The following is a 10959-nucleotide window of genomic DNA, read 5'->3' as shown; positions in this document are numbered from 1 at the left end:
TAAGAGATAGCCATGAATGGGTGTCCAGAGAGTATGGACAATACCTAATGCTGCATAGCAATTTCGGATGGTATCGGTAATAATTCGGACTGCAGTGAGATCATAAATTTCGTTCAGTTCTTTTTTCTGTCGTTCCATTTTCCGATATATACTGTATAAATGCTTATGGCGCCCGCTAATTTCTGCAGGGATATGATGTTCTTCTAATTTTGATTGTAACATTTGTTTAACGGTTGCAATACTTGCTTCTCGCGCTTGCTGTTTTTTAGCGACTTGTTCAAGAAGTTTAAAATATATTTCCGGAAATAAATACCGCATACTTAAATCTTCTAATTCCGACTTGATTTTTCCTATCCCTAACCGATGAGCAAGCGGGGCATAAATATCAAGTGTATCCCGCGCAATCCGTTTTTGCTTAGCTTCCGGTAAATATTGCAGCGTCCGCATGTTATGCAAGCGGTCAGCAAGTTTTATCAGCAGAACGCGAACATCTTCTGCCATAGCGATAATCATTTTACGGAAATTTTCCGCAAGTCGTTCTTCCTGACTACGGAATGCAATAGCGCTAATTTTCGATACGCCAGCAACCAGATTCGATATATCTACTCCAAATTCGGACTTGAGTTGTTCTTGGGTGGTTGAAGTATCTTCCAGAGTATCATGGAGTAATCCAGCGATGATAGTGGTTAAATCGAGCTGAAGTTCGGTGAGAATGTTTGCTACTTCTAGACAATGTGAAACATACGGGTCACCAGATAACCGCATTTGTCCCTGATGTGCATGTTCAGCAAATTCATACGCACGGGCTAATCTTGAGATATCCGTTTGGGGATTTTGCTGTTTAACTTTATCAATTAGCTCTGCTATGGTCATATATATCTTCGACCTAAGTTTAGTCGAAGGAAAACTTTAAGTATATATTATATCTTCAGCTGACGGTAGCCGTGCAGTATATGCACTTTAGCTCTTAAAAGATAACCTACTTGTTTATACCCTATAGATTAAAGTCATCTATCCTGTTGTTTGATGTTTCAAAAAATATTTTTACGATGTTCGTTTTACATTATTATATTGCGTCGTGATTGCCATCAAAATCCATTCCGCAGATTTACTTAATTCCGAAATAGAAATACATTCTCGGGTAGTATGGGCATTTTGATATCCAACCGTAAGGCTTACAGTCGGAATCCCTTTTTGATTTATCACATTAGCATCGCTTCCGCCACCGGTACTTTCGAGTACTGGGGTCAACCCGACATCTTTTCCAGCGCAAATTAAATGCTGGACTAACGGATGGTTCTCTTCAAATGCAAACCGCTTAAATGATTCTGTTGTTGTTATTTCCACGCTTCCGCCATACTTACCCGCAGCATCTTCAATACACTTTTTCATCAGCGCTATTTGCTGGATTAACTTCGTTTCATTATGGCTGCGGGCACCGCCTTTAATTTCTGTCTTTTCCGGAATGATATTACGAGCGGTGCCACCGGAAATCAACCCGATGGTAGCTGTAGTTTCCGGGTCAATTCGACCGAGCGGCATCTGGCTAATTGCCCATGCTGCCATCTGAATTGCACTAATCCCATCTTCTGGACAAACTCCGGCATGCGCAGATTTACCGATAAACGTTGCATCCAGTGTAATTGCTGTCGGTTGCCGAACCGTTATCCGCCCTGCGTTTCCAGAACTATCCAACACTAACCCATAATCTACATTAATCGGTTCGATATCAAGATGGGTCGCTCCCAGAAGTCCAACTTCTTCCGCTACCGTGAACACTAGCCATACTTCATTATGCGGTAGATTGTATTCACGAATGACACGGGCTAGCTCAATCAGAATCGCTATACCCGCACGGTCATCCGCACCGAGAATCGTGTCCCCGGAACTATAAACCGTGTCATCTTTAATTACCGGATTAACCCCAGCACAGGGAACAACCGTATCCATATGAACTAACAGCAACCAGCGGGGAATATCTTTTGCTACTGCTGGTAGATGGTAAACCAGATTTCCACAATTTCCTTGAATTTTCGAACCGGTATCGTCTTCCGTTCCCGTGAGTCCTACCTTTTGCAATTGTAATTTGATATAGTCAGCGACATTCCGTTCTGACTTAGATTTCCCTTCGATTTTAACTAAGTCAACGAATGTTTCTAATAACCGCGTTCGATTAAGTTGCATGTATTCCCTCCAAAGATTGAAATAAATAAGAACAAAAAGGTATCATTACGGCCGCTCTGTCTCTTCTACGGTCTCTGCAGTTAACCCTTTTCTATATAATCCGATACATTAATTTTAATCGCTTTTGCCAATTGCTGACCGAGAAACATTTTCCCAATCCGTTCAAAGTCCGCTACCACATCGCTAACGTAGAATGTATATTCCGGTTTCAGCGAACGATCCGCAGTAAGATTCGCTTCACTTAAAACCTGTTTAACCTTATGCGCGGTAGCTGATGCGGAATCAACGAGTTTCACTTCTTTTCCGACCACAGTTGTTATACTTTTTTTTAATAGGGGATAATGGGTACAACCGAGCACTATGGTATCAACCCGTTGCGTTAATAACGGGGTTAAATACGCGCGGATAATCGATTCAGTAATCGGTCCGGTTAGCCAACCTTCTTCAACTAACGGGACTAATAATGGACAAGCGACAGAATATACTTTAATGGCTGGATTTATTCGCTGGATTATCCGCGGATACGCTTCACTACGTATAGTCGCTTTCGTTCCGATTACACCGATGCGATTATTTCTTGTTGTTGCTACTGCGACTTTTGCTCCCGGTTCGATAACACCGATAACCGGTTGCTTAAACTGCGATTGGATATGGTCTAATCCAGCGGCAGTACTACTATTACAAGCGACAACGAGCGCTTTAACCTGATGGGCAATTAAAAATTGGGCGGATTCAAACGCATATCGTCGAATCGTTTCGATTGTTTTGGAGCCATACGGCACCCGTGCAGTATCACCAAAGTATATCAGCGATTCGTTCGGTAACTGACGAATCAGTTCTTTAACGACAGTTAATCCACCAACTCCAGAATCAAATATCCCTATCGGTGCATTACTCATACATTATTTATTCTTGTTTTAAATATTTAATTTTAGCAATGATTAGTTCCTTTGGTCAAATAACTAATAGCACTGTAACCTAAACGATTCTTGCGGAGGTTACCTCTAAAACTACTGAGAATCCATACAGTTTAAAGTACAGAATAAATATCTCTTGCAAAAGACAATCTTATCTCAGTGAATAATAAATTTTCAAAACATTCCGTTTGATGAAGAATCCTAAAAAATCCAGATTGATGGGATTAAATGCGGTAAAAAAATTGGTCTAGAATATTTCAAAATTAACTTGTAGTATCAGTTATAATCATAAATATATCAATGGTATATAGCAGTTATAACTAAAAACTATCGTGTTCACTATAAGAATACAGTATTTCCTAAAATATTACTTGAAATGGGGTTTCGACTAGCGAAATAGGTCATGATAGGATAAAATTATTTAGGTTACATTGTTCATTTTATAGATTTAATCAACGATACATAACATAAAAATTAACAACTAGCGTTTTATGGGGTATAACGAGATAATCGGGCATACCGCAGAACTAACGTTTTTACGCAATGTTCTTCAATTCGGAAGAATTTCACACGCTTATTTATTTTATGGACCTGAAGGGATTGGCAAAGAGTATATAGCGACAAAATTTGCGACTGCGTTACTCTGTGAGACGCCGAACCAAGGTGATTCCTGCGGGTTATGTGAATCCTGCAAACGGATGCAGCATCAGGTGCATCCCAATTTCATCCGTCTCCAGCAGAAAGAAACGGATAGTTTTCTCAAAATAGATACTATCCGCGAGTTTCGAAAAGAAATTGGATTAAAAGCGTTTGAAGGAGCACGACGAGTATACGTAATTCCGGATGCGCATCGGATGATGCCGCAAGCTGCAAATGCACTGCTGAAAACGTTAGAAGAACCAGCGGAGAATGTGGTATTAATTCTCATCACAACGGATATCCAGGCAATATTACCGACGATTATATCTCGATGTCAGCTGGTTCGATTCTATCGTCTATCACGGGACTTGATTCAATCCCAGTTGATTAAACAATTTCAGATTAAAGAATCGGATGCAGAACTATATGCTTTGTTAGCGGAAGGTTCGCTCGGTCGGGCGTTACGTCTTGTAGAAGGTGATTTTTTAACGTTACGAAATCAAGTGTTAGATATCCTCAGCAAGTTTATCGGAGTGAAACCGATTAATGTTTTTCGTACAGCAGAAGATTTATTAAAAGCAGAGCTTGATTTTATTGAATTAATCGAATTATTGATTTTATGGTTCCGTGATATTCTAATCTATCAGAAAATCAGCCAGAAAAAGAGTCGGGTTTTATTGAATCCGGATAGAGAACCGGCAGTCGCACAATCCGCTATGATGTGGTCAACTGCACAAATCGAACAAGCGATTCAACAACTGAATTACATTAAACAAATATATCGCAAACTTGGCGGGAAAGGATATGGATCGACTAGCTGGTATGGTGGCATGAACCAGCAGTTAGCGTTAGAATCGGTACTATTACTCTTATCGAAGTGAAAAGGTCTAAATTCCAGAGCATAGTTTTAATAATCGCAGAAATTGAACCAAGATGAATGAACATGGTATGAATATGTCAATTAAACCTGGACAACATCGAGGAGAACAAACGGAAGAGAAAACCGTAGTCGATATTTTACTCTGCAGTTCACGCGCGATGCATTGTTATCTCGGATTGCTCGATAGCGAAATCCTTATCGAACCGGGGAAATATTGTATCCTAGAAACGGAAACCGGTTTGCAGTTAGGGCAAGCGATATCGATGCCGTATAAATTGCGAGTAGGTACACGTTGTCGACAGAAGAAACTATTTCGCATTGTTCGTTTAGCACAACAAGCGGATATAGAAAAATACGAACTTCAGGTTAAAAAAGAGAAAGAAGCATATCAACTCTGCCGGGAAGAAGTCGAAGAACGTGAAATCGGGATAAAAATTGTTAATGTTGAATACCATCCAGAAGAGAATACCTATTATTGTTTCTATACTGCTGAAAAACGAATTGATTGCCGCGAATTAGCGAAAGATATCGCGCATATATTAAAAGCGAAAATTGAGATTCGACAAATCGGAGCCCGAGATGAAGGGAGTTTACTTGGCGGAATTGGCAGCTGTGGGTTACAGCTCTGTTGCACGATGATTTCAAGCGATGAACTACCGTCTGTTTCAATGAAAATGGCGAAAGCACAGAATCTTGCGTTAAACCCGCAACGGATTTCTGGGTTATGCGGTCGGCTGATGTGTTGTCTGGCATACGAATTCGATGCGTATCAGAACAATGTTAAACCGAAAGGGAGAAGTAAACCACAGGATAACAATGCTTCTGATGAGGAACATGATAGTTAAGTTACCAGTCCGACATCACATGAACTATTAGAATGGAAACCAAATCGAAACAGATTGATTATGAATTTTCTTATATTAATTTAGTGGTTAGCTTTCAGTCAACCAACTAACCAACACCAACTGAAAATTTGTCGAGTTCTATGCAGGTTATCCTTGCCTCAAAATCTCCTCGTCGCGCGCAGTTATTAACCCAGATTGGACTCAAATTCACAATCGTTCCGAGTCATGTTGATGAATCTATTCATGTATCAAAGAATCCGGTTCTTGCAGTACGACAATTAGCAATAGCAAAAGCGAAATTCGTTGCGAAACAATATAAAGCTGGTTTGATAGTCGGAGCGGATACCGTAGTCGTTTTAGGCCAAAAAATACTCGGGAAACCTAAAGATATCACGGAAGCGCAACGGCTTCTCACTCAATTAAGCGGGAAAACGCATCGAGTTATAACTGGCATTGCAATAGTAGATGCAAAATCGAATCGAAAAGTGGTTGGTCATTGTGTTACTTTTGTGACCTTTCGAAAATTAACCAAAAGTGAGATAGACGAATATATCAAAACTGGAGAACCGTTTGATAAAGCTGGTGCGTATGGTATTCAGGGAAAGGGAGCACTATTCGTTAAACGAATTGAAGGGGATTATTTCAACGTCGTCGGTTTGCCATTAGTATTACTGATGGAGCTGATAAAAAGAGTACGAAAGGTCCCCAAGAGATAATATACACTACGAAATGGAAAGCCAACTTACCAATGGTGTGAGTTTTTCCTCATAATAGCATCTGGATAAAAGCTATAGTCGAATAGGATATGTTCGATATTTTTTTACCGCTTCGAACATAGCAATAATATTTTCCGGCGGAACGTTTGCTTGGATATTATGTACCTGACAGAAAACAAATCCACCACCGGGTGCGAAAATTTTTATCCGTTCTTTCACATGATGTTCGATTTGTTTTGGGGTACTAGTCAGGATACTCTGGGTATCACAACCACCGCCCCAGAACGAGACCTGAGTACCGAACCGTTCTTTTAATTTTTTCGGATCCATTTTAGCAGCCGAGGTCTGAACCGGGTTAAGAATATCTACTCCTGCATCAATTAAGTCGGGTATAAGGTCATAAATAGCTCCACAGCTATGCAGGAAAACTTTAACTTGGGAATGCTCCCGAACATATTGATATATTTTCTTATGTCGCGGTTTAATCAGTTCTGCATACATCTGGGGTGAGATTTGCGATGAAATTTGGGTACCTAAATCATCACCCATCTGGATGATTTGGATATAGTCACCAACGGCAGCAAGATAATCACGAAGATTAATTAGATGCGTTTCCACAAGACGGTCCATGAGTTCTTCCGCAAAAACTCGGTCACTAGCGAGATCAATCATAAACTGTTCCCAACCGCGAAGTCCCTGGCCAGATTCTAGAATATTTCCACCGAAGCCACCCATAATCGCATAGTTGGTATATCGATAAAGCCATTGTGCCCGACGATGTAACCGTTCTAATTCTTGGTCAGTATAAATATAAAATTTATATTTCCGAATATCTTTCGGATATTTTGATTTTTCGAGCGGATGCTCACATCGGGTAAAATAATAACTGCCATCCGGCATTTGTGCGATAATCTTACCCCGTTTATCTTTAACCACCCAAGCATTTTTCTGACGGCGCAAGTTCAATGCGCTCGGAATTTCGGCTGGTGAACCATCGGGTAACGTCCATTTTTTCCACCGACGCCGATCAGGACATATTGAAGTATTTTCTAAATCTACAACATCAACTTCAAATAAATCAATTATCTCTTTTTCAACTTCAGCTAACTGTTGCATCCAATCATATATCCGCGTTACACCGGTTGTAATCCCGAGTTTTTCTTTTAACCGATGGTATGCTACTGCCATAATTCCAGTTGACCGCATTGACCCGAAATCAATAGGAACTTTATCCGGTTCCTGGTGGTTTAACGCTTTTAATACCCGTTCACGTGACGTCATAATTACGATTGGATCCAATTATTAAATATTTATTTTGTATTTATTAGTATATCGTAAAATGGGAAAAAACGGAATATAAAATTTCGGATATTGCAAAAGTTTGATAAAAACCGCTATAATTAGTGCATATTCAATACATTTTTCTTTGGGGAGGTAAAAACCAACCATAACTATGAACATATCTCAATCGAATTTAGCCAAATTAACTACTGAATATCGGGGATATTTAACAGGTGATAAAATCAGTCGATTTTTTCGTGAGTTTGGGATAAAATTCGCTGCCGGGCATTGGGCGGCGGGTGATTTTTGCGACCGATTTGCGCCAGCGGGATATTTCAGTCAAGATAAAACCTTTGAACCGGGGGTAATCGGGCAGATTAAGCGAGTTGCAGCTGCTGGAATTGAAGGTATTGAATTTCACGAACAAGTGTTTATCGATGCGAACTATAGAGCTGATAAAAATAAAATTAACGAGATTAAATTAGCCTTAAAAAAGTTTAAGGTTACCCCGACGAATATGAATACCAATTTATTTACTGACCCGAAATGGAAACTTGGTGGGATAACCAATGCAAATAAACAGATTCGGAAAGACGCGCTGGCTATAGCGTTACAAGCGGTAGAAATCGCTGATGCGGTTGGGTGTTCGAGTGTATCGCTCTGGCCTGGTTCTGATGGATGGGATTACAATTTTGAAGTAGATTATGGACAGATGCTTGATTGGTTCATTGACGGGTGTATTGCGATAAATAAAAAAGCGAAATCGTATGGGTTGAAGTTTGGGATAGAAGCGAAATTAAAAGAACCGCGGGAAGGAAATATGGTAGTATCTACCACGCATCTAGCTGCGTTGATTGCAAAAGAAGTCAATCAGGTGTGTGGCGGTAAAAATATGGGGGTAGCTATTGATTACGGTCATGAACAGATGTATGGCGTTGAACCTGGAGCGATGTTATATACCATGAAACGGTTTGGTGTGCCAGTAACCAATTTCCATCTGAATAATGCTAAGTATCATAGTAATGATGAAGACCGAATAACGGGTACTGGCGATAACTGGAAACTTGCGGAATTCTGTTATGCAGCGATTGATACCGGGTATTCTGGCTGGTTCGGTGAAGACCAGTTTACCTATCGGATTGAACCGACTAAAGCAATGGCGTTATCCCGCGAGTTATTCGCTAATATCATGAAAAAAGCGCTGTTGATTTATGCGAAAAAATCTGTACTTAAAAAAGCGCAAGCGACTGGAGATGCTGCCGCAACCATTGATGTGGTTAAAGAAATCCTAATATAAATATTACGCAATGTTGCTATGCGAAATCTGAAATGAGATTTGATGCTGGGCGGTTAAAAAGTAGAGAGTTAAGGTTACTGTTAACTGGAGTATTCGGAGTTTGAAATAAGGTGTTATTGCGGTAATATGATTCGGACAGTGGTTCCTTTATTTACCGCACTCTCGATTTCGATTTCTCCGTGATGGTCTTCAATTATCCGTTTCGAAATTGTTAATCCTAACCCGATACCATCAGGTTTGGTGCTGTAGAACGGTTCGAATAAACGTGATAGTTGCGTGGCGGGTATCCCACAGCCAGAGTCAGATATTTCTATAATAATTTTATTCCCCTTTTTCGTTGTGGTTAATGTGAGCGTTCCACCTTTCGGCATTGCATCTCGGGCGTTTAATATCAGATTGAGAAAAACTTGGGTCATCTGTTGTGTATCAAGGTTAACCGCAGGTAGTTGCTCTGAATAGTTTTTTTGAATAATAATATTCGATTGTTCAAGTTGATATTGACATAACTGTAATGCTTTTTCGAGGACAGCGTTAATATCCTGTTCGGTAACCTTTATCGGCATCGTTTTCGAAAAATCGAGAAAATTCGAAATAATTTGATTCATCCGGTCAACTTCATGCAGAATATCATTAATTTTATTCAGTACATTTTCCTGATTCGATACATCGTCTTTCAGCAATTCGGCAGTACCGCGAATGATTCCGAGTGGATTGCGTATTTCATGCGCGACGCCGGCAGCAAGTTGACCTACGGCACGGAATTTTTCTGCAGAAAGTACCTGCTCTTCATAATGCCAGAGGGTAGTATAGATTCGATTCATCGTGGTTATCGTCGCAATGATTAACACTACACTAATGAGACCAAGCACGAGGAGACTATTGCGGATACGGAAAATCACCCGCGCAAAATCTGCACCCGCTTCTATTCCGAGTACTGCAACCACCTGATTTTCGTTATTCCGAATCGGCGCATATCCGCGTTTATAAAAATTCTGTTTTAAGGTATAGAGGATAGACGATTGCGCTTGACCAGCATACGCTGAATCGATTTCAGCCGCATCGATTTCTAATAATCGGTTAGGATATCCGATTGCGATCGTGGTATTTGCATCTACTAATGTCTGTAAATGGCGATTGATAATAAATATTTCGCGTAATCCATTGAGATTTTTTATCTTATTCAGTTGCGTTCGCAAACGGATATATTCCGGTTTCGTTTCATCACCGGATTTCAGCTGAGAAACCATCGTACCATCGATGAATAACGCAGCGGTATTCGCAATGTAGACGAGCCGGTATCCGAATTCGTCATCCAGCGTTTCGCGAATCGAAAGATAAAATACCCAGCCGATAAAATTGATTAATACCAGCAGGATAATCATTAAGATTATGTTTCGGCGAGTAGCTTTCCGTCTGCGGTTAGCATGCGGCATAATTTCAAATCCGTTTTTAGTTTTTTAGGTGATTATGGTGTTTTCCCTTCAACAATCACCGTCAGCTCACCTTTCCAAGTTCGCTTTACCGTTTGCAGAATGACTTCTTCTACTGTCCCGCGTATAATTTCTTCAAATTTTTTTGTTAACTCCCGACAGAGTACTATGCGTCGGTTACCGAGAACAGTTTGTATATCTGCAAGTAAACTGGTTATCCGATAGGGAGATTCATAGAATACCAAAGTACAATCCAATTCTGATATCGACTGTAACTTATTCTGCCGAGCAACGGATTTCCTCGGGAGAAACCCGAGAAAAAGAAAACTATCTGTGGGTAATCCAGCTATTGATAATGCAGTAATGATTGCACTCACTCCCGGAACGGGTATAATGTTTATGCCTGCTTCTATAGCCAGATTAATTAAAACGTATCCCGGGTCTGAGATACCTGGCGTACCCGCATCGGATACGAGCGCAATTTTTTTACCGGATTGAAGGTCTCGTAATAATGCTTTTCCTTTCGTATATTTATTGAAATCATGATAACTAGTTGTCGGTTTTTGAATGTGGTAGTGGTTAAGTAGAATTCGAGTATGCCGGGTATCTTCGCAGGCAATCACGTCAACTTCGTTTAGAATCCGTATTGCCCGATACGTTATATCTTCTAAGTTACCGATAGGCGTGCTAACGATATATAATATTCCGTCCATCATACAAAATTATACTTGACCTGATTGTGTTTGGTCAAATAAATAAAATAATAAATA

Annotated in this window: 10 protein-coding genes; 4 read left to right on the top strand and 6 right to left on the bottom strand. The window is 40.2% G+C overall.

Going from position 1 to position 10959, the window contains the following annotated elements; all coding sequences use genetic code 11:
* From N3A72_03495 to murI, 3 genes are all read right to left on the bottom strand, one after another.
* On the bottom strand, window positions 1–873 hold an 873-nt coding region (locus tag N3A72_03495), incomplete at its 3' end, for an HD domain-containing protein (protein ID MCX7918674.1).
* Between the two features lie 171 nt (window positions 874–1044).
* Window positions 1045–2184 (bottom strand): M20/M25/M40 family metallo-hydrolase, encoded by a 1140-nt coding sequence (locus N3A72_03490; protein MCX7918673.1) that lies wholly within the window; start codon window positions 2182–2184, stop codon window positions 1045–1047.
* 80 nt (window positions 2185–2264) lie between these two features.
* Window positions 2265–3083 (bottom strand): glutamate racemase, encoded by an 819-nt coding sequence (murI, locus tag N3A72_03485; protein MCX7918672.1) that lies wholly within the window; start codon window positions 3081–3083, stop codon window positions 2265–2267.
* 509 nt (window positions 3084–3592) lie between these two features.
* Here murI and holB point away from each other — a divergent pair.
* From holB to N3A72_03470, 3 genes are all read left to right on the top strand, one after another.
* The gene (gene holB, locus N3A72_03480) at window positions 3593–4621 is read left to right on the top strand and encodes a DNA polymerase III subunit delta' (GenBank protein MCX7918671.1); all 1029 of its coding nucleotides are present in this window, start codon (window positions 3593–3595) and stop codon (window positions 4619–4621) included.
* A 73-nt stretch (window positions 4622–4694) separates the two neighbouring features.
* Entirely contained in the window at window positions 4695–5465 is a 771-nt protein-coding gene (locus tag N3A72_03475) for a stage 0 sporulation protein (GenBank protein ID MCX7918670.1), read from the top strand.
* Window positions 5466–5605: 140 nt separating this feature from the next.
* Window positions 5606–6181 carry a Maf family protein gene (locus N3A72_03470; GenBank protein MCX7918669.1) on the top strand — a complete coding sequence of 192 codons (576 nt, stop codon included), beginning with the start codon at window positions 5606–5608 and terminating at the stop codon, window positions 6179–6181.
* Window positions 6182–6253: 72 nt separating this feature from the next.
* Here N3A72_03470 and N3A72_03465 read toward each other — a convergent pair whose 3' ends face one another.
* Complete coding sequence (locus N3A72_03465) at window positions 6254–7462, bottom strand: methyltransferase (protein MCX7918668.1); 1209 nt, start codon at window positions 7460–7462, stop codon at window positions 6254–6256.
* A gap of 172 nt (window positions 7463–7634) precedes the next feature.
* Between N3A72_03465 and N3A72_03460 the strand changes: the two genes are divergently transcribed.
* The gene (locus N3A72_03460) at window positions 7635–8759 is read left to right on the top strand and encodes a sugar phosphate isomerase/epimerase (protein ID MCX7918667.1); all 1125 of its coding nucleotides are present in this window, start codon (window positions 7635–7637) and stop codon (window positions 8757–8759) included.
* Between the two features lie 113 nt (window positions 8760–8872).
* On the opposite strand, the gene N3A72_03455 is transcribed toward N3A72_03460, so the two are convergent.
* Together N3A72_03455 and rsmI are read right to left on the bottom strand one after the other, a co-directional pair.
* Complete coding sequence (locus N3A72_03455) at window positions 8873–10192, bottom strand: ATP-binding protein (GenBank protein MCX7918666.1); 1320 nt, start codon at window positions 10190–10192, stop codon at window positions 8873–8875.
* Between the two features lie 32 nt (window positions 10193–10224).
* Window positions 10225–10905 carry a 16S rRNA (cytidine(1402)-2'-O)-methyltransferase gene (gene rsmI, locus N3A72_03450; protein ID MCX7918665.1) on the bottom strand — a complete coding sequence of 227 codons (681 nt, stop codon included), beginning with the start codon at window positions 10903–10905 and terminating at the stop codon, window positions 10225–10227.
* Between the last annotated feature and the right edge of the window lie 54 nt (window positions 10906–10959).

This window comes from bacterium, from assembly GCA_026416715.1.
Classification (GTDB): Bacteria; UBP4; UBA4092; order JAOAEQ01; family JAOAEQ01; genus JAOAEQ01.
Note: the sequence above shows the minus strand (reverse complement) of the source record. Positions and strands in the feature narration are given on the sequence as shown.

Coding starts and splice junctions, on each gene's coding strand:
- N3A72_03490 (MCX7918673.1), bottom strand. CDS start 2,184: ATGCAACTTAATCGAACGCGGTTATTAGAAACATTCGTTGACTTAGTT.
- murI (MCX7918672.1), bottom strand. CDS start 3,083: ATGAGTAATGCACCGATAGGGATATTTGATTCTGGAGTTGGTGGATTA.
- holB (MCX7918671.1), top strand. CDS start 3,593: ATGGGGTATAACGAGATAATCGGGCATACCGCAGAACTAACGTTTTTA.
- N3A72_03475 (MCX7918670.1), top strand. CDS start 4,695: ATGTCAATTAAACCTGGACAACATCGAGGAGAACAAACGGAAGAGAAA.
- N3A72_03470 (MCX7918669.1), top strand. CDS start 5,606: ATGCAGGTTATCCTTGCCTCAAAATCTCCTCGTCGCGCGCAGTTATTA.
- N3A72_03465 (MCX7918668.1), bottom strand. CDS start 7,462: ATGACGTCACGTGAACGGGTATTAAAAGCGTTAAACCACCAGGAACCG.
- N3A72_03460 (MCX7918667.1), top strand. CDS start 7,635: ATGAACATATCTCAATCGAATTTAGCCAAATTAACTACTGAATATCGG.
- N3A72_03455 (MCX7918666.1), bottom strand. CDS start 10,192: ATGCCGCATGCTAACCGCAGACGGAAAGCTACTCGCCGAAACATAATC.
- rsmI (MCX7918665.1), bottom strand. CDS start 10,905: ATGATGGACGGAATATTATATATCGTTAGCACGCCTATCGGTAACTTA.